This is a genomic window from Nitrosomonas communis, from assembly GCF_001007935.1.
In the GTDB taxonomy this organism is placed as follows: Bacteria; Pseudomonadota; Gammaproteobacteria; order Burkholderiales; family Nitrosomonadaceae; genus Nitrosomonas; species Nitrosomonas communis.
In genome coordinates, this window is sequence record NZ_CP011451.1 from 454,821 (window position 1) to 479,756 (window position 24,936).

The 24,936-nt window shown below is 43.5% G+C and carries 24 protein-coding genes and 1 pseudogene; 16 read left to right on the plus strand and 9 right to left on the minus strand.

Going from position 1 to position 24,936, the window contains the following annotated elements:
- Window positions 1-40: 40 nt before the first annotated feature.
- From AAW31_RS01955 to AAW31_RS01970, 4 genes are read left to right on the plus strand one after another with little or no spacing between them, the layout of a single operon-like run.
- On the plus strand, window positions 41-1,195 hold the full coding sequence (locus AAW31_RS01955; protein WP_046848947.1) for an efflux RND transporter periplasmic adaptor subunit: 1,155 nt from the start codon (window positions 41-43) through the stop codon (window positions 1,193-1,195).
- Complete coding sequence (locus tag AAW31_RS01960; RefSeq protein ID WP_046848948.1) at window positions 1,192-1,863, plus strand: ABC transporter ATP-binding protein; 672 nt, start codon at window positions 1,192-1,194, stop codon at window positions 1,861-1,863. Before AAW31_RS01955 ends, AAW31_RS01960 begins: the two co-directional genes overlap by 4 nt.
- Window positions 1,860-3,062 carry an ABC transporter permease gene (locus AAW31_RS01965; protein ID WP_046848949.1) on the plus strand — a complete coding sequence of 401 codons (1,203 nt, stop codon included), beginning with the start codon at window positions 1,860-1,862 and terminating at the stop codon, window positions 3,060-3,062. Before AAW31_RS01960 ends, AAW31_RS01965 begins: the two co-directional genes overlap by 4 nt.
- A complete protein-coding gene (locus AAW31_RS01970) occupies window positions 3,059-4,258 on the plus strand; it encodes an ABC transporter permease (protein WP_046848950.1) in 1,200 nt (399 codons plus the stop codon). Before AAW31_RS01965 ends, AAW31_RS01970 begins: the two co-directional genes overlap by 4 nt.
- 86 nt (window positions 4,259-4,344) lie before the next feature.
- Here the strand turns inward: AAW31_RS01970 and AAW31_RS01975 are convergent, their stop codons facing one another.
- On the minus strand, window positions 4,345-4,608 hold the full coding sequence (locus AAW31_RS01975; protein ID WP_046848951.1) for a hypothetical protein: 264 nt from the start codon (window positions 4,606-4,608) through the stop codon (window positions 4,345-4,347).
- 654 nt (window positions 4,609-5,262) lie between these two features.
- On the opposite strand from AAW31_RS01975, the gene AAW31_RS23350 reads away from it, so the two are divergent.
- Together AAW31_RS23350 and AAW31_RS01985 are read left to right on the plus strand one after the other, a co-directional pair.
- Window positions 5,263-5,577 (plus strand): endo alpha-1,4 polygalactosaminidase, encoded by a 315-nt coding sequence (locus tag AAW31_RS23350; protein WP_407667747.1) that lies wholly within the window; start codon window positions 5,263-5,265, stop codon window positions 5,575-5,577.
- A gap of 1,017 nt (window positions 5,578-6,594) precedes the next feature.
- Window positions 6,595-8,301, plus strand: coding sequence for a hypothetical protein (locus AAW31_RS01985; protein WP_046848952.1), 1,707 nt, complete (start codon window positions 6,595-6,597; stop codon window positions 8,299-8,301).
- Window positions 8,302-8,318: 17 nt separating this feature from the next.
- Here the strand turns inward: AAW31_RS01985 and AAW31_RS01990 are convergent, their stop codons facing one another.
- Complete coding sequence (locus tag AAW31_RS01990; RefSeq protein ID WP_235264468.1) at window positions 8,319-9,455, minus strand: L,D-transpeptidase family protein; 1,137 nt, start codon at window positions 9,453-9,455, stop codon at window positions 8,319-8,321.
- 616 nt (window positions 9,456-10,071) lie between these two features.
- Between AAW31_RS01990 and AAW31_RS22510 the strand changes: the two genes are divergently transcribed.
- From AAW31_RS22510 to AAW31_RS02010, 5 genes are all read left to right on the plus strand, one after another.
- A complete protein-coding gene (locus AAW31_RS22510; RefSeq protein WP_235264469.1) occupies window positions 10,072-10,452 on the plus strand; it encodes an efflux RND transporter periplasmic adaptor subunit in 381 nt (126 codons plus the stop codon).
- Window positions 10,453-10,898: 446 nt separating this feature from the next.
- Window positions 10,899-11,129, plus strand: a complete 231-nt coding sequence (locus tag AAW31_RS22515) for a hypothetical protein (RefSeq protein WP_235264470.1) — start codon at window positions 10,899-10,901, stop codon at window positions 11,127-11,129.
- On the plus strand, window positions 11,123-11,494 hold the full coding sequence (locus AAW31_RS22520) for an efflux RND transporter permease subunit (RefSeq protein ID WP_052752018.1): 372 nt from the start codon (window positions 11,123-11,125) through the stop codon (window positions 11,492-11,494). Before AAW31_RS22515 ends, AAW31_RS22520 begins: the two co-directional genes overlap by 7 nt.
- Window positions 11,487-11,990 (plus strand): efflux RND transporter permease subunit, encoded by a 504-nt coding sequence (locus AAW31_RS22525; protein WP_235264471.1) that lies wholly within the window; start codon window positions 11,487-11,489, stop codon window positions 11,988-11,990. The genes AAW31_RS22520 and AAW31_RS22525 overlap by 8 nt, the downstream gene beginning before the upstream one ends.
- 659 nt (window positions 11,991-12,649) lie before the next feature.
- A complete protein-coding gene (locus AAW31_RS02010; RefSeq protein WP_046848954.1) occupies window positions 12,650-12,925 on the plus strand; it encodes an addiction module antidote protein in 276 nt (91 codons plus the stop codon).
- Window positions 12,926-13,870: 945 nt separating this feature from the next.
- Here AAW31_RS02010 and AAW31_RS02020 read toward each other — a convergent pair.
- A complete protein-coding gene (locus AAW31_RS02020) occupies window positions 13,871-14,290 on the minus strand; it encodes a hypothetical protein (protein WP_046848956.1) in 420 nt (139 codons plus the stop codon).
- 380 nt (window positions 14,291-14,670) lie between these two features.
- Here AAW31_RS02020 and AAW31_RS18645 point away from each other — a divergent pair, with 380 nt between their 5' ends.
- The gene (locus tag AAW31_RS18645) at window positions 14,671-14,979 is read left to right on the plus strand and encodes a translation initiation factor 2 (protein ID WP_144412810.1); all 309 of its coding nucleotides are present in this window, start codon (window positions 14,671-14,673) and stop codon (window positions 14,977-14,979) included.
- Between the two features lie 342 nt (window positions 14,980-15,321).
- Here AAW31_RS18645 and AAW31_RS02030 read toward each other — a convergent pair whose 3' ends face one another.
- Window positions 15,322-15,756, minus strand: coding sequence for a DUF2335 domain-containing protein (locus AAW31_RS02030; protein WP_052752021.1), 435 nt, complete (start codon window positions 15,754-15,756; stop codon window positions 15,322-15,324).
- Between the two features lie 1,469 nt (window positions 15,757-17,225).
- Here AAW31_RS02030 and AAW31_RS02040 point away from each other — a divergent pair.
- Window positions 17,226-17,783: a cytochrome P460 family protein gene (locus AAW31_RS02040; RefSeq protein ID WP_235264472.1), complete on the plus strand. Its 558-nt coding sequence runs from the start codon at window positions 17,226-17,228 to the stop codon at window positions 17,781-17,783.
- A gap of 407 nt (window positions 17,784-18,190) precedes the next feature.
- On the opposite strand, the pseudogene tnpA reads toward AAW31_RS02040, so the two are convergent.
- The 4 genes and pseudogenes from tnpA to AAW31_RS02055 form a co-directional block, all read right to left on the minus strand.
- Window positions 18,191-18,510 (minus strand): annotated as a pseudogene (tnpA, locus tag AAW31_RS19470) (IS200/IS605 family transposase); the annotation flags it as partial.
- Window positions 18,511-18,720: 210 nt separating this feature from the next.
- Window positions 18,721-19,314 carry a cysteine hydrolase family protein gene (locus AAW31_RS02045; protein WP_046848959.1) on the minus strand — a complete coding sequence of 198 codons (594 nt, stop codon included), beginning with the start codon at window positions 19,312-19,314 and terminating at the stop codon, window positions 18,721-18,723.
- Between the two features lie 585 nt (window positions 19,315-19,899).
- Entirely contained in the window at window positions 19,900-21,027 is a 1,128-nt protein-coding gene (locus AAW31_RS02050) for an ADP-ribosylglycohydrolase family protein (protein WP_046848960.1), read from the minus strand.
- Between the two features lie 595 nt (window positions 21,028-21,622).
- Complete coding sequence (locus tag AAW31_RS02055; protein WP_046848961.1) at window positions 21,623-22,180, minus strand: sugar O-acetyltransferase; 558 nt, start codon at window positions 22,178-22,180, stop codon at window positions 21,623-21,625.
- A 400-nt stretch (window positions 22,181-22,580) separates the two neighbouring features.
- On the opposite strand from AAW31_RS02055, the gene AAW31_RS02060 reads away from it, so the two are divergent.
- Both AAW31_RS02060 and AAW31_RS21690 read left to right on the plus strand, forming a co-directional pair.
- Complete coding sequence (locus AAW31_RS02060) at window positions 22,581-22,940, plus strand: hypothetical protein (protein ID WP_046848962.1); 360 nt, start codon at window positions 22,581-22,583, stop codon at window positions 22,938-22,940.
- Between the two features lie 125 nt (window positions 22,941-23,065).
- Window positions 23,066-23,248 carry a hypothetical protein gene (locus tag AAW31_RS21690; RefSeq protein ID WP_200899690.1) on the plus strand — a complete coding sequence of 61 codons (183 nt, stop codon included), beginning with the start codon at window positions 23,066-23,068 and terminating at the stop codon, window positions 23,246-23,248.
- A gap of 226 nt (window positions 23,249-23,474) precedes the next feature.
- Here AAW31_RS21690 and AAW31_RS02065 read toward each other — a convergent pair whose 3' ends face one another.
- On the minus strand, window positions 23,475-23,729 hold the full coding sequence (locus AAW31_RS02065) for a hypothetical protein (protein WP_046848963.1): 255 nt from the start codon (window positions 23,727-23,729) through the stop codon (window positions 23,475-23,477).
- A 253-nt stretch (window positions 23,730-23,982) separates the two neighbouring features.
- On the opposite strand from AAW31_RS02065, the gene AAW31_RS02070 reads away from it, so the two are divergent.
- Window positions 23,983-24,378: a magnesium transporter CorA family protein gene (locus AAW31_RS02070; RefSeq protein WP_046848964.1), complete on the plus strand. Its 396-nt coding sequence runs from the start codon at window positions 23,983-23,985 to the stop codon at window positions 24,376-24,378.
- Window positions 24,379-24,936 lie beyond the last annotated feature (558 nt).

Below are 24,936 nucleotides of genomic sequence, written 5' to 3' on the forward strand. Positions count from 1 at the left end.
GAGTATATTGACCTATTGAAGCGACTGAAGCATTTCTATCATGCATAAAACAAAAATATTGTCTCGTTGGCTCATCTTGCTCATCATAGCTGCCCTGCTGAGTTATGCAGGCTGGTATTTCACACGCAAACCGCCGGTGGAAGTCGAAGTTGCCACCATTACACGCGGCACAGTGGAAGCCACTGTCGTCAATACGCGTGCTGGCACGGTTAAAGCTTGCCGTCGAGCCAAACTAGCTCCTGCTGTAGGAGGACAAATTATCAAACTCCCCGTAGATGAAGGTGATCGCGTCAAGCAAGGGGATATCCTGTTGAAGCTGTGGAATGCTGATCTGGTAGCACAACATGAATTAGCTAAACAACAATGGGTCACCGCCAAAAGCCGGCAACGCGAAGCCTGCATTATGGCAGACAATGCAAAACGCGAATCAATCCGAACCCAGCAACTCGTTGCGCAAGGGTTTATCAGTTCACAACGGGCTGAAGAAGCGGATGCCAATGCGCAAGCCCGTCAGGCAAACTGTGCTGCCTCGGCAGCAGATGTCAAACGTTCTCAAGCTCAGATCGAAGTCACTCAAGCCAATCTGGATCGCACCATACTCTATGCCCCCTTTGCGGGCATTATTGCACAAGTCACAGGCGAACTGGGTGAATACACCATGCCTTCTCCTCCGGGTATCCCTACGCCTCCTGCGATTGATTTGATCGATGATAGCTGCTTGTACGTCACGGCACCAATGGATGAAATAGATGCTCCTAAAATAAAAATCAGGCAAGAAGCGCGCATCACACTCGATGCCTTACCTGGTCAAACTTTTGCGGGTGCGGTGCGTCGTATTGCGCCCTATGTCACTGAAATAGAAAAGCAGGCTCGTACTGTTGATGTTGAAGTCAATTTTACCGAAGGCTCAAACTATGCTCTGTTAGTGGGCTACAGCGCTGATGTCGAAGTCATTATTGATCGGCATGAACAGGTGTTGCGTATCCCGACCCAAGCAATCCGACAACAGAGCAAAGTGCTGGTGTTAGATCAGCATGACCGCATTGAGGAGCGCACCATAGAAACGGGGCTGGCCAATTGGGCGTTCACGGAAATCATCAGCGGCTTGAAAGAAGGTGAGCAAGTCTTGACATCCTTTGATAACGAAGACATTGCTGCCGGCGTCATCGTCAAACCCAGAACCAATCAATCATGATTCAACTTACAGCCATTACCCGCATCTTCCATATGGGTGAGCAGGAAATTCGTGCGCTTGATCACATTGATATGATGATTGCTTCGGGTGAATATGTATCCATCATGGGGACTTCTGGCTCAGGCAAATCTACTTTGCTCAATGTCATCGGCTTACTGGACAGACCTGATAGCGGGCGCTACCAGCTCGATGGTAGAGATGTCACTGATTTAACTGAAACTGAGCAGGCACGGGTGCGCAGAGAAAAAATTGGCTTTATCTTTCAATCGTTTCATCTGGTACCTCGTCTTACTGCTGCGGAAAATATCGAGCTGCCACTGATTTTGGCAGGTATCCCACCAGCTGAGCGAAAAATGCGGATAGAAAAAGCACTGCATGCTTTTGATCTGAGCAAACGTGCTCAACACCGACCGGCTGAATTATCCGGGGGTCAGCGCCAGCGGGTAGCTATTGCGCGCGCGACCATTCTGCGCCCCACTGCCTTGCTGGCAGATGAACCAACCGGTAACCTTGATCATCGAACGGGTGCCGAAGTCGTAGCGCTGCTGGAAGAGTTGCATCATGCTGGCACGACCCTTATTGTGGTGACACATGATCGTGAACTAGGATTACGGGCACAACGGCGGATTACCATGCGCGATGGTCTCATTGTGGCAGATGAACAATGAAGCTGCAGGATATATTCCTCTTCTCCTTTAAAACGGTCACAAGCTATCCCACTCGCTCATTCCTCATCATTCTAGCGATGGCGCTGGGTGTAGCTGCAGTCGTCGTGCTGACAGCACTAGGTGATGGCGCGCGTCGTTTTGTGATTCATCGTTTTTCATCCATCGGTACTAATCTGATCATCGTTTTACCTGGTCGCGCCGAAACCGCAGGGAGCTTCCCGGGTGCATCCATGGGGCAGACTTCACGCGATCTGACATTAGAAGATGCTCGCTGGCTTGGCCAGCTTCATCAAGTTCGACGCTATGCCCCACTCAACGTCGGTACCGCCGAGCTCGCTGCCGTCGGCCGTTTACGCGATGTTACGATCCTCGGGAGTACCGCAGATCTCTTTCCCATCCGCCACATGGAATTGGCGCAAGGGAGTTTTTTGGCGCATGGCTCACAATACAGCGCGCAAATCATCCTGGGAGCAGAATTAGCTGAGGAATTTTTTCCTGAAGGCAATGCAATCGGCCAGCGTGTCCGGCTGGCCGATCGACGGTTCATCGTATCAGGAGTGCTTGCCAGGCAAGGAGAAACAATGGGTTTCAATTCAGATGAGATCGTAATTATCCCGATCGACCATGCGCAAGCATTATTAGATACGACCTCACTCTTCCGTATCCTGGTCGAAGTCAGGAATCGTAATGACATTTCCTCCGCTAAACAAGCTATCCGAGAACTCATGATTCAGCGCCATGATGGCGAGGAGGATGTCACCATTATTACTCAGGATGCAGTGCTCGCTACCTTCGATCGCATCTTCCGTGCATTGACCCTCGGTGTAGCGGGTATCGCTGCGATCAGTCTAGCAGTAGCGGGTATTCTAATCATGAATGTGATGCTGGTAGCGGTCAGTCAGCGTACTGATGAAATTGGACTGCTCAAAGCCATCGGAGCTCCGGGGAGTGACATCCGCCGCTTATTTCTCACTGAGGCTGCCTGGTTATCACTGACTGGTGCCATCTTCGGTTTTATGTTAGGGCATGCGGGAAGTTTATTGATCCGTCTGGCTTATCCACAATTACCTGCCTGGCCACCTGTCTGGGCTAGCCTCGCCAGTATCGTTATTGCATTGGTAACAGGTATCCTTGCTGGCCTGCTTCCTGCCGCCCGCGCTGCACGACTGGACCCTGTCAAGGCACTGAGCGGCCAATGAGTACACTTGATACATTGCAATTCGCCCTGCGTGCTCTGAGTGCCCATTGGCTGCGCACACTCTTGTCAGCTTCAGGAATCGCCATCGGTATTGCCGCTGTTATCCTGCTCACTTCAATAGGAGAAGGCATTCAGCGTTTCGTATTAGCTGAGTTTACCCAGTTTGGCACCAACATTCTGACCGTCACCCCTGGAAAAAGTATGGCCCACGGTAGATCGGTCGGTGCCATCAGTAGTGTACGCATATTGACCATTGAAGACGCACTGGCTTTAAAGCACTCTCGCTACGCTCAATATATCAATGCGACTGTGATGGGAAATGCTGAAATCCGTGCGGAAGGACGCAGTCGGCGTGTAACGATTTATGGACAAAGCTCTGATTTTGATAAGGCATTCAACATGAGCGTGGCGATTGGTCAGTTTCTGCCCGCGGATGATCCACGTAATCCACGCGCGTTTGCTGTACTCGGAGCAAAAGTACACAGCGAGCTATTTGGTAATGCCAATCCGCTCGGTGCCATTTTGCAGGTAGGCGGCTCACGCTTTCGCATCATTGGCGTGATGGCGCCCAAAGGGCAAATACTGGGATTCGATCTGGACGACACCGTGTTTATTCCTACTACTCGCGCACTAGAAGTGTTCAATCGGGAAGGTTTAATGGAAATACAAATCATCTATCCACCGGAGGCACCCTTGCAAGCTGTCACGGAGGATGTGCGGCGCATTCTCATCGAACGGCATGGGCGTGAGGATTTTACCCTGACACCTCAGCAGCAAATGCTCTCTACCCTCTCTACCGTACTGACAGTGCTTACCTTTGCTGTCGCTGCCTTGGGGAGTATTTCGCTACTGGTCGGTGCCGTCGGCATGGTAACATTGATGCACATTTCTGTTGCTGAACGTGTAGCTGAAATTGGATTGCTCAATGCGCTGGGTGCCACCCGCGCCCGTATCCGCCTATTATTTCTGATGGAATCCACGATCCTCTCAGCCTTTGGTGGACTAGCAGGGCTGGCAATTGGCACTTTACTTGCCAAGCTGCTCCAAATTTTGATAAGCGGATTACCTGTTAATATTCCCTGGAACTTTGTCATGGGTGCATTAGCAATATCCATTCTGATTGGTCTGACGGCAGGTGTCGTTCCTGCTATGCACGCGGCAAAACTTAATCCAATCGATGCACTAAGGGCGGAATAACTACCTACAGATTGAGCTATATGAATAAAATATTGAATAAATTGCTTTAATTCTTGCTCTAATTTTTACCAATTAGAATCATAAATCTATTTTATGCCAATCCAACGAATCTGAAATCGTAATACGTCGTCAACCTGACAAATCTCCCTAACTAACAAGTTAGCAAACTGGCAATCATTCCAATGACCTGCTGCAATACCAAACCTAATAGATTCTTGACTATTAGGCAGCAGAATTAATTCCATTTCTATATCAAAAATGATGTGAAGGCACCGCAACCAGTATCCATAATCCGGTAATGTGAAGCCGACAAAGTCAGTTTTGATTTGTAATGGAATAAATGGCGTCATCAGAAAACTTCTTCAATTGGCTTTGCTACCTCCTTGACACCGTTAGCCAGCCCATCTTCTTATCGATCCAAAGTAACAATGGTCCTCATTGTTTCAGGGATTGATTGAAGGGCACCTCTAAAAATTCATATTTGCGAGCATCCGCTTCGCGGATTACCTGCTCACCCCTTTTCGTCACAATACCTCGTTGTTCACAAAAAATATTCCCTCACCTATCAGTTATATGCTGCATCAATATTTTTGTTCTCACCTTGTCTTGCTTAAACCCTGAATTTTAGAGGCGCTCTGGAATCATGCCAATAGTTTATGCGGTATTTTGTCGGGAGTAATTTCTACATCGGAGGTATAAGGAACTGTTTCCGTCAAACGAGTGATTTGTTCCAAACATCTAGATAGTGAAATTTTTAATAATATTCAGCGCTATTTTCAATTTTTATGCTGTACCTAAGTACGATGTACTGCAGTACAGTTGTCAAGGGAGCATGTAGGTTATCAATATGTCATATATAAATTATATCGACATAAATTTAATTTAGCGGTTGAAACCTTATTTAACCGAATCACTATTTCTAAACCTCCAACATATAAAGGAAAATATCGTTATGGACAGATATTTACGAGTCGACCGGTTTTCCGCTCACCTACGAGGATCAGATCTACTTCAATCTTTGGGTTGCAGAACAGGTTCATGCACGCGGTATGCTGGTTGGGTTCAAGAATGACATCAACCAGGCCCATGATGAGAAGATTTATAATGCATTTGACTTCGTGTTGAGCAAACAATGTTTCCAGTACAACGAGTGTGGCTACTTCTCAGACTTTCTGAGACTTAATAAACCTGTTTTTGAGGCAGAATACAAACTTGCATTGAAAAAATTCCGCCCCCAAGCCAAGAATCTTCGGATCAGCGCCATTAAAAAACGAGCAAGCCTTAATTCTACCCGAGAAGACTGCAGCACGTATTATTAAGATGCACTAACACTGTGTAAGTTATACATATCTAACACAAGTAACAGACACAGACTCTGAAGTTCCCCCACAAAAAAGAAAAACGGGGGCATTACCGATTCTTAGTAAATTTACAAATGAAAAGAATAAACTAAAGTGATCCTTGATAACTTCACACCAGATGACGTATGTACTGGATTAGTGCGTCAGTATCTGTCGAGTCAGTGCTTGATTTGTGCCCATTCGATGATTTAGTTTTGATTCGGTTGATTGGTACACCTGTGCCGTCCTAGTCCTTCCATACGCTTAGGGAGTGTTATCCCTCATGAAAACTAGTTAAATAACTTTTCTTTTCTTAATTTATTATGATACTTATCACCTCCAAGCAGCTTTGGCTAGACTATATTCCAGTATGCCAATATCTTAGATCAGCTTGAAAGCCAAATTAACATATATGGCAGAAAGCATGGATATTAAAGCAAAAACCTGTTCGTCATAAAAAATTTTGCCCGATCAGTCCAATAGTATGGCAGAAAATTATGCGAATTTATTACTCAATATTCCTGATACTAAATAATTAAAACTGTATGCGTTTGCATTATTGTTCACTTATTTATTAGACCCTAATATCACTTACAAATAAGGCTGAATTAGTTTGGTCTATTTTAACGGTTTAACTTCAGATATTGATTAGAGAATTGGGTAATAATTAACAAAACTCTTATTGGTAAGCGGTAATTTATCTGCCTTTTATGCTTTAAAACTAAAAATATAGAGGGTTACAGCAGAATGAATGATTATGATCAAGGGTTGTTATTTCGTAGGAATCTATAAGATTCAGGTTACCGAATTATAGGCATTGTATAAAACTAATTTTTATTCAGAACGAATCGCTATTAGCATAATTTTCATTATATCAACAAATTAATATGGATTGCTGCTAATACTGCTTTTCAGCACATACTCAATTTATAAATAGCATATTTCTTAGATGAGATTGAAATTTTGTATAAATTTAAATTCATGGAATAACACCATATGAATATTTCGCAAATTCGCTTCCTGATTACGATCTTGAGTGTAGTTTTCGCCTTATCTGCACAGGCAACCACACTAAAAAATCTCAAGTCCTTTGATTCTACAAATACCGTCCAGTACTTGCAAAATGACTGGAATCCAGCAGATGGAGATACACATTGGGGAGATATTAAAACTGACAACATGTCGACCAGTACCGATCCTTATCTTCTGGATTTTTTTGGAGCATATGTTGTTGGGGACTTCTTTGTCGGAAATGATCTCTGGGAAACTGTTTCGATAAAAAGCCTTGCCGGAGAAGTTGATCTCGATGGAACACAGGAAATCCAGCTTCTTGTTCGTCCACGATATACAACGAGCAAACCCTATGTCAGTATCTTGCTGCGCTTGATCATGGAGGATGGAAGCATGTGGGACCAGATCAAGGTACTGGCCAACAACATATGGCAAAGGGGAGTATTCCCTGTTAATGAAGACGCTTTCGCCCGTGTCGAGTGGAGTCCGCAAGGTGTGTTTAATCTTGGCAAGGTGGCCTCATGGGAAGTGATCCTGGTGGATTTACCTCCTAATAATCACCATTCCATTGACCTGCGCGCCATGTACATGAAGGGAAACTACGATACTTCTGTAAACAAGAATGTTGCTGAACCGTTCGGGGTGGAGTTCTATAATGGGGATGGGAGTATGCTATTTCGGCACGCTGACTGGAACCCGGCTGACGGTGATACCGACTGGTTATATCATGTATGGAAGCAACCGACCTATTATGATCCCTCTGGGTTTATGAAAGCAGTCTACCGATCAGAAAGCGATCCGTGGGAAACGGTGTCGTTACGCAAAGAGGCACAATCCTTTTTTGATCTGACAACCACTCACCACAGCCAAATTGTGGCATTAGTGAGAGCTGATCTGAATCTGGATCCGAATGCACTGATTATGAGCTTGACTATGGAGGATGGCAGTGTCTGGCAGCAAGGGAGACCGCTTGATATTGTTAGATCGACTTCCTTATACCACTATAGGCACGATGGCAATAATATGTTTCCCTACCGCTTTTCCCTAGATCCCAACGGGAAAGGATGGACGATGGCGGCGTGGGGACCGGCTGGTACTTTTGATCTAACCCGGGTCAAAGCGTGGGAATTATTTTTCAATAATCTTGGTCAAGGAGAACATACTGTATTGCTTGGCAGCATTGATACCATGGATACCATGTTAGGTTCTTTAATCCAGGCAGGCAGCACGTTTGGGGCTACCGGGCAGGCACAATGGCTAGACCACAGCTTTTCATCTGTTGGAGTAGTTGCAGATATTAGCTCCGGTGGCAACGTTGGGGACAGTTTCTTTATCACTTCGGAATCAATTGGCGCCTTGGGGCTAGGCTTCAATCTAGAAGTGGCTACCAGTTATGTGAACACCGCTTCGGATGCGGTTGTGTTCAGGCTAACGACGGCGGATGGAAAAATTTGGCAACAGAGCTACCATTTACCGCAGATTGGGCGATCCATTTTTAGGGTTTATACATCCTGTCCTTCTACATATCCATATATGGCACGCCCTGACCCTGATGATATGCGTTGCAAAAATATATTAGCAGGGTTTTACGGGATTAACCCTGCGGACATTATCAAGTGGGAAATCACGCTAAACAGTCCACCCGCCGGGGAACATAAAATTGGGATTAACCTTATCACAACAATTCAATAATTGATTTGGTCAAGATACTAAGGTTCTTTTTCTGCCATCTCGAGTATTTCTGCTGCCGTCAACTGCCTGCTCATGTCGCCGTTCCAGGTGGCATTGAGCGGTAGTGTGTTTCGCACATGGGTAGTGCGGGCGAGATAGGTGCTTAGAGTTATATTCGGCTGTGTAATCGGTGTGGCTAGGGCGCGCGGCTTACGGATCACTTCATTAAGTAAGGCCTGGTTGATCTTAGCTTTAGGTCGTGCATCGAGTTTTGCTTTAGGAGTTGAGCGCATCTCGCTCAACAATTTTTTAATTGATTGATCGTGATTGCGTTTGTCGTCTTCCAGGATAGGATAGGCTTGCATATATAGCTCACGGCCACGCCAGCCAAACAGACGCGGCTGATTCACCACACGCACCGGTGTACCAACTGGTACGTTCTTATAAATACGCATAATGTCTTCGGGATACATGCGCAAACAGCCGTGGCTGCCGCGCAGACCAACGCTCGGTGGCTTGTCAGTCCCATGGATGGCAAATTTCGGCCACGCCAGCCTCAGCACATGGGTGCCCATCGGGTTATCGGGCCCTGGCGGCACAACGGCGGGTAACAGATCACCTTTTTCCGCATGTTCTTTGCGAATGGAAGGTGTCGGTACCCAGCTAGGGTTTTCTACTTTGGAGGTGATTTTAGTCAAACCTTCCGGTGTTTTCCATTCCACTCGCCCGATGCCAAGCGGATGAGTAATAACTTTCTGCAGTTTTCCAGCCTTGGTTTTTGGAAAATAAAACAGCCGCATGGCTGCGAGATTCACCACGATGCCATTGCGCGGAGCGTCCGGCAGTATGAACAGAGTAGGAATCACAATTTTGGTGCCCTCTCTCGGTAGCCACGGATCGATCCCTGGATTGGCGCTCACGATCTCTTCATAGCCCAGGTTAAATCGCCGGGCAATATCGGAAAGCGTATCACCTTTGTTGGCGGTTACGACTCGTAGTGTGCCGACTACATCCTCTCGTTCTGGATCGAAGCTGAATTCATGACTAGCGGTTGGAACTGGCAATGGTTTGGCTGCAGGAACGGGCAATGCCGTTGGTCCAGTTAAAATTGACTGACAGCCACCTAAAAGGAGAATAACACCGAGCAAACATACTATTCCATAACACCGCGACACTAAAAGCGTGCAATCCAAGGCGACAAGATCCATTGGTCTGTTCACCTTTGATTTTTTCACACTACCTACTACCGCCATATGGCTTTGGTTTAGCCAGTTTTTGTAATTAATCCTTAATCTGTTGCTGGAAATTTTCATTACTTAACATCCATGCTTTATTGATTGCAAGCCTGATCTATTCCATAGTCCTATCAGGTGCGTGATATTCAAGCAAATCTCTATAAACCGGTTGGCATTTAGCTGCGTTTTGGCCGAAAAAACATCCTAAGACAGCAGAATACTGTAACTTTTTATCAGATAAATTCTGAAATCCTAAAGCATTGCGATTATAACTTGATCAAGATATTTCGTCGGATAAAAATCCTTGCCACTGTGATATAAAGTAATCCTTATTGTTTAATCAATAGGTTAAACAGAAAATGACCTACTTAGCATCATCAATACACACTACACTACTGTTAAAACAATCCTTCTTCGCCTAAATGAGTACTTAAAAACCAGTAAGCCGTCAGATAAGATCTCATTACGATCGCTATGATAAGCCGTCAATAACACCAGAAGTCAATATAGTGGCCATCGGAAACAGGCTCCTCTGGCTCCTCTACTGAGGAAACTTTTGTTGATAATCGCTTTGGGCTACGCGCCCCTCCCACGGGGGACCATCACTGAATGCAATATCAATCCAGGCATGGAAGTCAAACCCGATCTCACCGCATCCTTGTTTGTGGCTTCCGATTTAATCCACTTACGGGTAAATATTGATATCTTCGAAAAAGATATTGACCTGATTCATACGGGAGCGAATATCATCTTGGACGCTCCTGCTTATCCCAACGAAGATTTTGTGGCTACCATCAGTTATATCAGTCGGGTAGTGGATGAAACGACACGCACGGTAAAGGTGAGTTGTATGCTACCTAACTTGAATAGTCGTCTGCTACCTGCCATGTTTACGAGTGTCAGAGTACTGAGTGATCCAGATGATTGGCCATTGTGATTCTATTAACTGTCATGTTTACTGAAGATGAATCTGACTGGATATATGTGAATCCCGGCAATTATCACACCATAGACGCGCTGTTAAAACTGGCCTACGTCTCAAAAACGAGGCGATTATTGAAGAAGGCTTGGAAACTGGTGAGCGCTTCGTAGTTGATGGCGCACTCTTGCCACGTTCCGAAAAAGATAACTATCACATCGGCCAACCAGACGAAAAAAAATCATGATTACTAAAATTATTGCATTCTGCCTGCAGCAACGGTTAGCGGTTATCGGTGCTTTTATATTATTGGTTGCACTGGGTTATCCAGTCATTTGAATGCTTGCCGGTTCAGGCTTTTCCTGACGTTCAGAATATTTTTGTACAAGTCGTTACCTAGTATCCCGGTCAGGCGTCAGAAGAAGTAGAGAAACTGATTAGCTTGCCAATCGAAAGAGTGATGAGTGGCCCTGCCCCATCTTATCAATATGCGCTCAGTCTCCATTTTTGGCTTATCCGTTGTTACCCTGACTTCCGACGATAATGCAGAAGATTACTTTTCCCGGCAGCAGGTACTGGAGCGATTACATGGTGTTAACCTTCCGAACAGTGTCACCTCCGTGCCAGGCCCTTTGACGACTGGTATAAGTGAAATTTATCGCTACCTCATCGAAGCGCCAGATGGTCATTGGTAGAACAACGGGCGCTGCAAGATTGGACGATTGAACCTATGCTGCGTAGTGTCCCTGGTGTTGCTGATGTAGTCGGTTTTGGTGGCGGCATTAAACAATATCAGATCCAGATTGATTCTCTCAAGCTGAGAAATTATAAGCTCACGCTCACCGAAGTATATCGAGCTGTTGCGGACAACAATGCCAATATCGGCGGAAACTTCATTGAATATGATGATGAGGCGCTGGTTGTTCGTGGTATCGGCTTACTGCGGTCCCTGGATGAAAATCAAGGAAATCGTGCTCACCAACCGGAATGGCACGTCTGTTTTCGTCAAAAATATCGCCGAGGTGGTTATTGGCCCGCAAATGATCAATGGTATGGTTAATCATAATAAGCAAGATGATGTGGTCCAGGGCATTGTCCTGCTTATCAAGGATAAAAATATTACCGAAGTTATTCTGGTGCAAAAAACCATTCATACAGTTGAGCATAACATGTTGGAAGGTATTTCACTGATCCTGGTGATTTTGTTTATTTTCCTCCGCCGAATAGTGGCTTCACTGGTAATTATCATTGTCATGCCGTTATCCTTGCTTTTTGCTTTTATTCTCGTTGATATCGCTAATGTCTCTGCCAATTTGATTTCCCTTGGCGCAATTGACTTTGGCATTATCGTGGACAGTGCAGTTGTGCTGGTAGAAGCGCTCATGGTCAAAATGATCATAGAGATGCCGCAAGAGACCAGTCTGATGCATATGAGGCAGTCTATGCTGATGACAGCAGGTGAAATGGCAAGACCTATCCTGTTTTCAAAAGTTTTCATCATTCTCGCAATGATTCCTATCTTTACCTTTGAGCGGGACTTGATTGAATCACACTAATCGTCCCTCGGTTCTCGTCTCGCTAATCAAAATTTCGCTATAAGATGTGCAGAGGAATGTCAGGTCAATAAATAAGGAAACTTCAAATGTCAACAGAACCTAGTAACTTGATTAAACCTTGGGTAAATTGAAGCGGAGTTGTTCTCCTTGCGGGTCTTCTATTCATCGCATACTCGACTATAGGAAATTTAGGGACGTAAAAAAGCCGTTCGTCTATCCAGCTCGATACTCTCTTTGGTTCAAGTCTTTAGCTCAAGTGAAGGTGTTACTAACACCCGGCCAAGAAGATAAGTGTGGGCAAATTGAGTATCAATATCATTATCAGATAGTTTTCTGCGAAATACCTTGAACCGAGGAAATAAAATGGATTACTACACAAATATTTGATGAATGCTTTGATAAACTGGATTGGGCTATTTGCAATCAATTGTTGTCTTGCCTCAATCGGGAAGTTGAAAATGGCAATTTCAGTGATTACAGAATTATCGAAAACCGAACTGTTCAAGCTGTGTTGCTTCTTCGGCAGCGACATTTGTATGCATTATTACACGATCCATCAGCAGCATATTGTTTAGCTGTTGACGTGCGGTAACAAATCCGGCCAGGAGCGAGACATTGAGAAAACAAAAAATATTCTTAAACTTCTCGGAGATTAGAAAATGACTAAAACCAGACAATTCGACATTGCCGCGCATTTTGAAACAGATGAAGACATTCGCGAATTTTTGCGATTAACTGCTAATTCCGGCGTTACATCCGATTTTATTTATGCACTGAACACTGCTGTTCGCGCCAAGGGTATGACCGAAATTGCAGCACGCGCTGGAGTATCGCGAGCGAGTTTGTATAAATCGCTGGGGGATGACGGCAATCCACGATTTGACACTATCGCCAAGATTGTCGAAGCGTTAGGGTGCAAAATCATAATATCTTGAGCTGCTATGACTATCCGCACAGACAGATACTATTAAAAAACCTTCATAACACCACTCCTTTGCTGTTGATTATCCCTTAGCATGGTGTTATGAGGGTGCAGCATGGTAAATCACAAGCTATTTAACATTGGCTTTATCCTACATCGGGTTTTTGAGCAGTATCAGTTTCAGAAGACATGTATGAAAATGCTCTTCTAATTCTATTTCTAAATCAAAAACGACGTGAAGGCGAGCCACAGACAATATAAACAATACAGCAAGTCGAAGCCGACAACGACGGTTTTGATTTAGAAATGGAATAATTAAGCCTGCCCGCACGAGAAGGTCACCATCGTCAAGCATACTACGCAACCCATCAGCCAGCATATTATCAATAGCGATAATCCCCAGACCTGATTGAATAACTGATCATCGCTAGACGACTGATCGGCCTCATTACTACCACCTTTCATGTAGCTAGTAAAATGCGTTGATCGCCATTTCTATTAAATCTTACTTGCCAACCTCAGCAAGATTAATCGAGGATGATCGATACCTCTTCAAAATTAACGTGGTAGCTGTACGCCCTAAGGAAAGTTTATGATACAACAAGTGGATGATATATCCATGTGCGTGCCAGCGCCTCAATATCACTCAGGATACTGACGTGCAGCAATACAGAGCCCATCCTACGGCTTCATCTGATTTCATCTACGTAGATCCTGCAAAATTGCCGCGAATGAATCATTTGTTGTAGCTAGACTTAAAGATATTAAAGAAGCCACGTTCAAACAATAAATCATCGAAGGTAAGCATAAATACCTACAAGCACTTAACCCAGATTGGCTCAAGAAAATAATCGCAATAAATATTAACCTGAAATACCCATTACTTGTTTGTAACAAATTGACGACAAAAGGATATAAAGAGAAAATCTTATCTGATGCATTAGGTCGAGATATTATTTCATTTCAATGGTCTCTTTGGTATCGGCATCCAGTGAGTGATATCTCCAATTACTTGCTTGTACTCTGCATATCGGTAGTCCCAATATACAAAATAAGATTTTTCTTTATCATACTTGACATTCGTTACTCTCATGGCTTCAGGAGGAAGATTTGTAACCCATACATCAATCTCAGTACCATCCATTGGAGCCGTTTCTATCGGTTGCCAGCTCGTCACTTGTTCGCTCTCATATTCAACTATCCTCACTCTATCCAGACTTAAATTAAAAATTTTTCCAGCTTTATTATGTATTATGGCTCGTATATCTTGATTAACCACACAGAAGGCTAATAGGGTTCCATCCTCCTCTTTTCTATGAATATTTTCTGCAGACATTATGTCTACTTTTTTGTTGATTGCTGAGTTTTGCTGATTCATTCTGCCCTTACCTCTATATTTTTATTTTTCATATCGAAAGTGTGATAGCCAGTGACGTTGTCGCATCCTCTCAGTGTTAAAGCTGGCTGTATATCAACTTGCCTTCATGGATTACTACCCGCCTTTCTCCTTCTGCACCTCTGGCGGAGTGACGCATTCATGCTTGCGCATATCCGGGCCTGGTCGGGAATAAAGCAAAAATAAATGCGAAAACTAAAGTATAAATTCTTTATTCTAGAACTGTACCTTAAGTACCCCTATTTCGGTTATTCTTGTCGTCCTTTAACAACAGAGAGAGGAAGTAACAGATGAAGCAGGGAGTAAGAAAAATAATAACAGCAGCCATCATGTCGTCAGTTATGCTTTCAGGATGTGCCACTATGATAAGAGGAACTGAGCAGCAAGTATCCGTCAACACGAACCCTACAGGGGCGGATGTTCAATTTAGTAACGGGCAGAGTTGCGTATCTCCTTGCATGATCAAAACCAAGCGCGATCAGTCGCTGCAAATCACCATCAGCAAGGAAGGCTGCCACCAGCAGACCGCAACCATGATGCCTACCTTGGCTGGTGCAGGGGTCATGCTAGGCGGATTAATTGATTATGGCACCGGCGCAGTCTATGATTTACAACCTAATCCGCTGACAGTCAGCTTGGTATGTGAGAAAAAAATCACTGCACAGGAATAGCCATGTAGAGGCAATCCTTGTGATTGTCCTAGGGGCGTATACAAGATACGCCTCTACAGTGGCGATATGTCAGGGAAATAGGTTTCCCTGGACATAGGATCATCGAAAAGGAGACAATATAAATTATTAAGCAATCAGAGACCACTACCACATATTCAAAACACAAGCACAAGATGCTGCCAAGAAACGTTTTTTGCTGCTGCACCATCTATCTACCCAGGCACATCAACTTACAGAGAACCAGCAAACCCATGAATGAAGACAAAAGCACGCGACGATAGCAATTAGGGTGGAATAAGCATAGCGCATTGCACCGCATAGCTAGAAATGTTTAGTAATTTTTCAATTAATAGAATTGTTTGAGTTATTTGTTTTTCTAAATTTATTGGTAACAAATACTGTTACAAGCCCTGTTATAGTAAATCCACCAATAGTCATAGCTGTACTTTCAGAACCAAGATATAAGGCAATAATGCATGTTGCGAAGGCGAGGATACCAATGAGTAAACCGAATATCTGGCCCCTCCTGATTGTGTTATATGCCGAAGTTAAGTGTAACTTCTCTATCTCTCTTTGATGCTTTCCATTTTCTTCCGCCATGGTAAGTATTCGTTCCGCAGCTCCGGGAACTATTTCATCAAATCCTCTTAATATTTCTGGATGAGGTATTGGCCCTGAATATTGTCGCGCCTGAACTTGTGTTATCTCTTCATGCTGATGAGATACATTATTTTTAGATTTTTTAACTTGGAGTGTATTATTTTTATTTCTGCTCATCTGAGAATTGCTTTGCAGCGCACTTGATCTGCTGACCAGTGCATTCCCATGCCTTACGCATTCTATCGTTTGCGCTCAGTTTCGGAGCAATGTGGCTATATCTATTAGTGTCTGGACATATATCCATAATACTACCGATACCATTTAAAAAATACCTTAGTGTCTTAGTCATAGTTAATCTTACCAATTAGTTATGATATTTAATCCTCTATATGAGGATATTCATATTAAACGGAATGTTTATTAATTAGATAACTTAATTTTATTTCTGTTCTCAAATTTTAGCAGAATCTAGCATTACCAATTTAATTGCTACCACCCCAGTACTTCTTAAATAGCCTGAGTTCTCATGAGATGGTAAATTTGTTAACGCCTACTTCATTCGCTCTCTCTTTGTTTAAATCCTTCTTTCTGTAACCCATACATCTGACAGCGTTGCTCACAGGTAAGCTGCTGATAGTCTTTCATCTGTGCTCCTTTTATTTGATCGTTCAAGAAGCTCAGATGCTATCGTAGTTTGCCTCTTATCAACCTTATAAAAGTTGCACTTCAAACTTGAATCCGCCTGATAAATAAATCATGATTTCTGGACTACATTGGACTACAAATGTGACAAGCTGTCACTCCTTATTCCATTTTTAGATCTAAAGTATATTTATTTAATTTTTTATCGATGTAATTTCAATTACTTGACACAATTAATAATTAACTTTTGATTTAGAAATGGAATTACATAAATATGCACGATAATTAGGTCTTTACTGTTTCACATTTGGCTGATCTGTCAATGAAGTGTTAACCTGATTTAAATTAACTCTTCTGTTTTAAAGGAGAATAAAGCTTATCCTTAACTCCTACGCTGTCAGTATCCTGGCGGCATGAACCGTAAACGATCCAACAAAACCATCTTCCATCAGCTTGGCCGCGTGCACTTTTCAGTGACGGTAAACAACAAATCCAACAGCGGTAGGACGCAATAAACGAGCGCATTGCACTGGATGATTTTCATTAGGTGCAGTAGCGATTCCGCCCTACGCGGGCTGATCGTTATTTATAAAAGCTGTGTTATCGACAAGAAGCCTGGAAAGCTGGAGTGACCATCTGATCCACCCTTGTTATGGCTGAAATTCTCAGAAATTTGGGCCAAACCTGATTCACCGTCACCTAAGTCTCCTGCTGACCATCAGATGCGGTCTAAATCTGTGTAGAGAGAAAATTTTCTGTTTCCGATCATGTCTTTTTACCTGGTGCAAAACCTGTACAGGTTTTATCTATCAAGGAGTTATTACAAACCACTCAATAGTGGTCTCGTCATTGACGTAAAGGTGGTCACGTAATAAACTCCGTACCACAGGAGCCGCGGCTCTTAGTGTTTAGCTAAAAATCGTGCACTGTAAAGAGTTTCATTATATCAATCAAAGGAAATTGCAATGGGCTTTAAAAAAATACTGACAACTAGCATCGTAGCTATGATGATATCATCTGGTCTGGGTAGCCATGCGCTTGCAGCAGGACCCGCGCAGTTTAACGATAAGGGTGAATTGCTCTTACCTCAGAATTATCGGGAATGGGTAATGGTAGGCACTCAGGTTACACCTAACGAACTGAACGAAGGCAAAGCACCATTTGCTGAAATTCGAACCGTTTATATTGACCCGGAGAGCTACGCGCACTGGAAAAAAACGGGAGAATTCAGAGACGGGACGATGACTGTCAAGGAACTTGTCAGTGTAGGGGATCGTAAAGGACCAGGTAGCGGCAATGGTTACTTTATGGGCGACTACATTGGGCTGGAAGCATCAGTCAAAGATTCGAAGCATTTTGCTAATGAACCAGGTAACTGGGGATTTTACATTTTCTATGTGCCAGGCACCCCGCTGGTTGCAGCTGCTAAAAACCTGCCGACACAAGAATGTGCAGAATGTCACAAAACTAATGCCAAAGATGACTTGGTTTTTACCCAATTCTATCCTGTTCTGCGGGCAGCGAAAGAAACTGGGGCTTCGGGTGTTCTCGCTCCAAAGTAACTGCTAAAACTTAACTTTATAATGTTAGCAACCACTTGGAATAGCTAATGTTTTAGCAAATAATTTGTTTACTTTTTTCTACGCAGTGAATTGTCATAATGATTCATTGCGTAGTTGAGGCAGCAACTGTCGGTAACAGTTATACTGTTTTGTTTAATTTTTGTTTATCTGGTCATCCAGCCACATCTTTCTCATCCATAAAAGCTTATCGGTTGGCTATTTCCATATATACCTCATATACCTCATGCGTAATCACGGCTGCTTCCATAATTCGACTATCTTTTCCAGTCGTTACCTAACATCATATTCATTGTGATGTGTGAGATCATAACCGTTAGTGACCACTGTCTCGTTCTGACTCAACTACATCGAATGGGAGCCGATCATATAATGTGATTGGAGGGGGGTGCCCAAAAACTTTCGTCTGTGAAATTTCTAGATTTCCCCATAAACTTCCGCGCTATCGATATTGCACTTTTCCCTTTGATATACCCTACTACGTAAGATACTGAGTATTTCGGAGGAATACTGATGCACATGTGTACATGATCAGGCATCAGGTCCCTTCTACTATCTGGCAGTTTTTCTGCTCTGCTAATTCGCGCAATACCTTTCTAAGGTGTTTTCGTATCATTCCGAATATCACTTTCTTCCTTCTTTTCGGAATAAATACGACATAATACTTACAGTCCCATGTCGTATGCGCCAAACTCTGATAATCTCTCATTTAATTCTCTAGCTCTTGATCAAGCTAAAAGAATCACGATGACTGTATCACACGGTCAAACCTTTAATTGTCCCCCGGCATAGCCGGGGGATTACCTTATTTAAGCAGGATGATATTGTGAGTAGAGTATTTACAGTCGGCTGTATTTAATATGAAATGAATAATAAAAGAATTCTACCTTCCAGTAAAATCGCTAAATATAGATATATATTATTTCTCCCAATGAGATAATATTTTTTCAGTAGTATGAACTTCCAATTGAATACTGAAACGATTTTCATAAATATTTATAATAGAATCATGGCAACTATCTTGAGAGCTACATAATGCATCTCTGGCCAAAATAATGCGATAACCTAAATCTATTGCACCCATAACCGTAGCCAATACACAAATATCTGTTTCTCCTCCTGAAATAATGAGCGTATTTATTCCCTGTTTTTGCAGGTATTGATGCAGAGTAGTTTCCATCCATGGGCCATAAACATGCTTATCTATCACGACTGCGGGCGGAACGAATTGTGATAATTCTGATATAAGATCAATCAAGACAGGATTGATTTTTCTCAGTGTCATACATTCCCACCGCTCATAATATTTTCTCCACATACCAACCCCTTCAATACTCGTTTTCATCGGGATAAAGCGAGTGAAGATCGTTTTGGATGGATCAAACTCTGTGAGGGCTATTAATTGAGGTAAAATTTTATAGGCCCAAGGAGTGCTCCATTCCGTTGGCTCAGCAAATATCTTTTGCATATCAACACATATATGAACACCCTGATTTTTATGGATTACTTTCATTGTAGATAGTTATTAAAATTTGTGTATATCATCCAAATGGAAATGGTCGATTTCATGTGGTGATGAGAGAGTATATTCTTTAAAGCTCTTCTTCTAATCAATCGATCGATTTATACAGACCTGATGCAATGATTAAGAAAAAATCATTTGGATATAGTTTTACAGAGATCTGTTAAAAAATTTGATCCCAAGTTTATCTGATAATAAACGAGTATTCTCCTTTCATTAAATAATAAAAGATTAAATAAAAGATCGGTGGGTGAAGCGGTAGGAGAATACAATAGCCATTTCCATAGTGAACCAGGTATGTATTGCGAGGAGGGTCATCCACCACTCTGGTGACACATACACGCTCAAGCTTTTGCCATTTTGTGCCAGCTGAGACACGCTGGCAGTTTTTCATCATTTAACTGACGCATAATGTAGAGTAGCGCTTGAAGTCTAGATTCTCATTCAACCGGACGTGAGTTTACGATAAGCCTAGTATGGCCGTTGGCATCATCCATATATTGCTTCGACTGCTAGTAGCCGGATAGCAGGCTTCGATTAAGATTCGTTATTGTTGGTTATTAAGTCCAAATTCGGTCAATATTCCGGATTTTTTACTATTTCAGCGGCAGGTGAAGCACCTGCTTTCGAGGCCACATCCATCGCAAGGCGCTGGAGCATGTCGGTTTCATCTAGGCCTTCCAGGAAGCGCTTGGGTATACCCGATAGCCCGATCTGAGCCCCGACGAGTGCCCCAGTCAAGACAGCGCGCGCCTGATTTTCACCACCGCCATTCACAGCGTGGAGCACAGCCAGTTCGAAATCATCCGAAAAGCGGGCGGAAAGATGATAAGCGGCGGGAAGCTGATGATAGATGGCGCAGGTCATGCCATAAACCATGGAGACTTTCCAAGCGGGCTCTATGCGGACATCCGGATCCGCAGCAGCACCTGCAACATATGAAGGGGTCAGGAGTGCATCTGGCGAGATAAAATAGCCGCTTTCCAGCGGACGGTCCTTCTGCGGTGGCTGCAAATCGGTATGCGCCATCGTATGGAAGGGTAATTTTCTCGCTCTTGCCAACCGCATGAGCTTACCGGAAAGACTACCGTCGAGCTTGTTTCCCTGCACCAGAATTCCTAGTACCGCCCCGTATGCGACAGTAAGGGCAACCACGGTCTCATCGTTCTGGGTGAGGCGTGTATTGCTGGAGATGGCGGCCGCCATTTCCTGTGGCTGAAAGGCGTAGCGGACCGCCAAGGCGAGCGTTCTCCCTATCGCTTCGGTGGTGTCGGCTGGCCCTCCTGTTTGCACCCCCCAAGGCAGGTTCTGCTGGACACGCTTGCGCCAAGCGTCGCGAATCGACTGCTGAGTGTATCCCCCTGGCCCGTTGACAGGCATACCGTTGAGCAACGGAAATATTTCCTCGTCCATGCGCCGGCAGAAATCCGTTTCATCATAACCGCCGCGCTCGACGAGAGAGCGCAGCATCAGGCGGAGAATGATGCCCCCCTGTGAAAGTTGGCCCGCTTTAAGACCGCTATGGTAGCGGCCGGGTTTGGGGTCGACATAGGTCGTGATCCAGTCTCCGTAGTCACGGCGGAGCACCGCGAGGTCGTAATACCAGTGGGGACCGAGGCCTAACGCATCCCCAACGAAGGCGCCCATGATGGCGCCGGCAGCCCGGTCCCTGGTGTCAGAGTCTTGAATAAAGATGCCGATCATATTTTGATCCTCCTGTTGGTTAGCGTCAGCTAAATGATGCTTCGAGCGCCCGGATGCGAATCACCCATGAGGATTGAATCTATCCCAGCCGATAGTTTTCGTCAACTGCTGTTGATCACTGTGGTCTGCATCGCCATGCTGCAGTCTGCTCCCGATAAGCCGGCTCCAGCAACGAAAAGTGTTTGAACCTCAAGTGGACGAAAAAATACTATAACATAACCAAATAATTTTGATTATAACGTAAAGATGGCATATTCGCTGGATTTCCGCTGTAAAGCCCTGTCTGTCCGGGAGAAAGAAGACTTATCATTGCCGTGTTGGCGGTCCGGTTTGATATAGCCCGACCAGTTAAGAATGATTCAATAAGAATTCTCACCTAAACCAAACATGACGCGAAGGCAAGCTGTAGACAGTATCAATAATACGGCACGAAGAGCCGGCAAAGTCATGCTTGATTCAGTTGAATCGGGTCGAGGGTAACGGATACATACAATCCGTTACCCTCGACCCGATCGTGAGCTAAAATTTAACGCCTAAATTAACTCGGAAAATCGGCGAAGGTGTAGCTGTCGTGTTGAATGCTTTGTTTGGTAGACTAATCGGAAACATCGCGAATCACTCGACATGGATTTCCGGCTGCCAGTACGCCTTCCGGAACGTCACGCGTTACGACACTACCCGCCCCGATAATTGTTCGGGATCCGATACGGACACCAGCCAAAATAAGTGCTCCGCCACCCACCCACACGTCTGCTCCAATCTCAATTGGCTTTCCGTATTCCTGCGTTCTACGAAGATCTGCATTGAATGGATGTAACGGCGTAAGAATTTGTACGCCTGGGCCAAATAGCGTGTAGTCACCAATGTGGACCTCGCACACATCGAGAACGGTGCAGTTGAAGTTGAAAAATACACGAGTACCGAGATGAATATTTGAACCGTAATCACAGTAGAACGGAGGTTGCATCCAAACGGTATCGCCTCCAGTGCCGAAGAGAGCCTCCAGAATGCGGCGTATTTCGCTCTGCTCCGACTCTTTCATGACGTTTAACGCATGACATAACGAGCGTGCATATTCGCGCGCGGCAACTAACTCAGGATCGAACGGATCATAAAGTTCGCCGGCCAGCATTTTTTGACGCTCAGTTCGCATGTTGTCGCCTAATTAAAATTAAACCTTTGAAATGACGCAATCCGTTAAAAAAATAAAATCCAACATGGCGAGTTGCATACTCTCTCCTTATGTTGTACCAAACTGTGGTGGTTTGTTTTCATCATAACAAACTTCGTTAGATCCACAAGATATGATTAATAAATCATGATTTTTTGACTAGATACGCGAAAAATCGTCACACCTTATACGAGTATACTTAAATAGCCTAACCAGTTAAGAATGATTCAGAATGTGTGAGAATGATCTATTCCATGAGCATGTATCCAGAGATGTACAAACGGTCGACCACAGACTAAAGGGGATCAACTTAACAAAAAACAAACATTTATCCTGATAGAATAGGGAACTCCACCAAGCAGTTAACAATAAAGGATAAACCATGGAAGAGATATACTTGGTATATGCGAAAGCAATATCAATAAAAGCTGCAACTAATGCTGTTGGTATTGGCAATATAAATGCAATCATTTTTGTTGGCGCAAAATCTCAAGAAGGAGCCAAAATACTTGCTCGTTCTGCGTTAATGGATTATGGATATCGTCTAACAAGCGTTTTAGAAATCTTCGTACCCACTCCTTCAGATATTTCGAATTTGGACCCACAATTATTAGCCCTGTACAATGAGTCGATTGATCGAGGATACGGACTTGAGATAATTGCTCAAGACGTTGATCATGATCATCCTTTCGAGATACGCTCATTGGGCACTCCTATTCTTGACAAAACAAAAAAGTATTAGATGCCAACTAAAAATAACTATAAAAATAACTAATTATGCTTTCTGAAAATTTAAAAGAATGTTCGCAAAAAGATCGCCCCATGAGATCTATTACGATAAGCTTCCCGATTGATGTAGTAGAATCCATGAAAAAAATAGCGCGACTCAAAGGATTATCCGGATACAAGATACTATTGAAGTCATACATCAGCGCAGGGTTGTGCAGAGATGAATATCGATATTCCGGCATATCAACAGCGCTTTTGATCGAAGCGCTAAAAAACATGGGGTACCCGACACCGTCATCCAACAAGCTACACGGGATGTGATTGAATCAGCTATGTGAATAGGAAATTGATCACCAGCAATATAGAGCTAGTCGAGCGCTTCAAACTTGGCTAAAGACAGGGGAAGTAATTCCCCCTGGCAGGGGTTGTATTTTTCGCATGCCAGTGAGTTTCTTATTACTCATCCCTATTCCCTCTCTGCCAATCCAGCCGTGGCACCAGCAACTTGGCTCTGTACCCGGATATCAGGGTGAATCATTTTTCTTTCTCAATCAATGCCAAAGGTCTGCATCACCACCCTGAGTGAGCGGCTAAATAATGCATCGTGCGGATTCTCTTTCAATTCACGATCATGAAATAAAAGCCCATCTACCTCAAAGATATGAGCCAGGCATTGTACCATCACATTCTTGAATTTAAACACAGCACACCCATACGAAGCACACCAATGCTTGGCAACTATGCTCTTGCCTACATCAATCGCCCCGCTTAATCCGATCAATTTAATTTCGTCATATCCCACGCGATTCCATTTCTAAATCAAACCTGACTTTACAGGCTCCTGCTTAATAGGGCTTGACTGCTACACAAAAATTTGACGAAGAGTCCGGTAAACTGATTCTGGCAATCTGCAATTAATTGTTGTCTCACTTCAACCGAGTGGAAAATGGCAATTATAGTTATGACTAAACGATGGAAATCGGACTTTTTAAGTTGCGCTACTTCTTTAGTAGTGTGCATATTACGCGACCTAATTTTCTTATCCTCTCCCTATCATGCCCCGTCAGATTATTGAAAAGCTTATTAATGAACATGTTTCTATTCAAACTCATAAAGAACAGCTTCTGCTTTTGAAGGATAAGATCGTAGCTTACGAGAATGAGCTTTCTGCATGCAGAAGAAAGATTTCTGCTTTGGCGGATGTAATTTGCCATCTTGAATCTGAAATTCATAATCTTAAGCTCAAAAATCGCGTATTGAATGAGAAGGTAGAAAGCTTACATAACGCAAACCCTCATGGTCATCGATGTAGACATTGCGGTTCGATCAAGCTAAAAAGAATGGGGGGTGAGCCACATAAAATATTTGGAGATATAGGCATAGTCGACACTTTCTTCATTTGCCTGGATTGTGAAAAAGAATCAGTCATCACCATTGATATCTTGAAATAGTTTTATAATAGTTTTATTACACACCGCTCTCAAGAATCTACAATCTACAAAGAAGGCACCAGGTCTTGCAAAACAACATCTATGAGTCGCCCCGGCATAGCCGGGGGATTTCCCGTCACGGGTTAAAACTTCCTACTATCTTCCTACATGATAGCCAGCAAAGAAAAAAGCACTTAGTCATGTTTTGACTAAGTGCCTGATTTTACTGGTAGGTCGTGCGAGATTCGAACTCGCAACCAACGGATTAAAAACTACGGATAAATCATTCTTAATCAATCAATTAGCCTGTAATTTTTCCGCAATCGCATAAAAATTAATCAGCCTGAAATCGTTTATCCATCCGCCTCTGACATTTTTTGCGGAAATAATTTTATGTAAAAACCAAGAAAAATAACCAATGTCAAACTGGAATAAATTCACAGGAAGTAAAGATTAGATTAAATGCGAATTAAGAGCATATTCAATAAATATTAGCAATGTGCAAAAAATTCACATTGCTAATTCTTCAAAACCATTTAAGCATATTAATTTCAAAGCTACGAAATTCGTTCTTTTTAG

Bases quoted from the DNA above. Each gene is read 5' to 3' on its own strand.
- AAW31_RS01955 (WP_046848947.1), top strand. From the start codon at position 41: ATGCATAAAACAAAAATATTGTCTCGTTGGCTCATCTTGCTCATCATA.
- AAW31_RS01960 (WP_046848948.1), top strand. From the start codon at position 1,192: ATGATTCAACTTACAGCCATTACCCGCATCTTCCATATGGGTGAGCAG.
- AAW31_RS01965 (WP_046848949.1), top strand. From the start codon at position 1,860: ATGAAGCTGCAGGATATATTCCTCTTCTCCTTTAAAACGGTCACAAGC.
- AAW31_RS01970 (WP_046848950.1), top strand. From the start codon at position 3,059: ATGAGTACACTTGATACATTGCAATTCGCCCTGCGTGCTCTGAGTGCC.
- AAW31_RS01975 (WP_046848951.1), bottom strand. From the start codon at position 4,608: ATGACGCCATTTATTCCATTACAAATCAAAACTGACTTTGTCGGCTTC.
- AAW31_RS01985 (WP_046848952.1), top strand. From the start codon at position 6,595: ATGAATATTTCGCAAATTCGCTTCCTGATTACGATCTTGAGTGTAGTT.
- AAW31_RS22525 (WP_235264471.1), top strand. From the start codon at position 11,487: ATGGTTAATCATAATAAGCAAGATGATGTGGTCCAGGGCATTGTCCTG.
- AAW31_RS02010 (WP_046848954.1), top strand. From the start codon at position 12,650: ATGACTAAAACCAGACAATTCGACATTGCCGCGCATTTTGAAACAGAT.
- AAW31_RS02020 (WP_046848956.1), bottom strand. From the start codon at position 14,290: ATGAATCAGCAAAACTCAGCAATCAACAAAAAAGTAGACATAATGTCT.
- AAW31_RS18645 (WP_144412810.1), top strand. From the start codon at position 14,671: ATGATAAGAGGAACTGAGCAGCAAGTATCCGTCAACACGAACCCTACA.
- AAW31_RS02030 (WP_052752021.1), bottom strand. From the start codon at position 15,756: ATGAGCAGAAATAAAAATAATACACTCCAAGTTAAAAAATCTAAAAAT.
- AAW31_RS02040 (WP_235264472.1), top strand. From the start codon at position 17,226: ATGATGATATCATCTGGTCTGGGTAGCCATGCGCTTGCAGCAGGACCC.
- AAW31_RS02045 (WP_046848959.1), bottom strand. From the start codon at position 19,314: ATGAAAGTAATCCATAAAAATCAGGGTGTTCATATATGTGTTGATATG.
- AAW31_RS02050 (WP_046848960.1), bottom strand. From the start codon at position 21,027: ATGATCGGCATCTTTATTCAAGACTCTGACACCAGGGACCGGGCTGCC.
- AAW31_RS02055 (WP_046848961.1), bottom strand. From the start codon at position 22,180: ATGCGAACTGAGCGTCAAAAAATGCTGGCCGGCGAACTTTATGATCCG.
- AAW31_RS02060 (WP_046848962.1), top strand. From the start codon at position 22,581: ATGGAAGAGATATACTTGGTATATGCGAAAGCAATATCAATAAAAGCT.
- AAW31_RS21690 (WP_200899690.1), top strand. From the start codon at position 23,066: ATGAAAAAAATAGCGCGACTCAAAGGATTATCCGGATACAAGATACTA.
- AAW31_RS02070 (WP_046848964.1), top strand. From the start codon at position 23,983: ATGCCCCGTCAGATTATTGAAAAGCTTATTAATGAACATGTTTCTATT.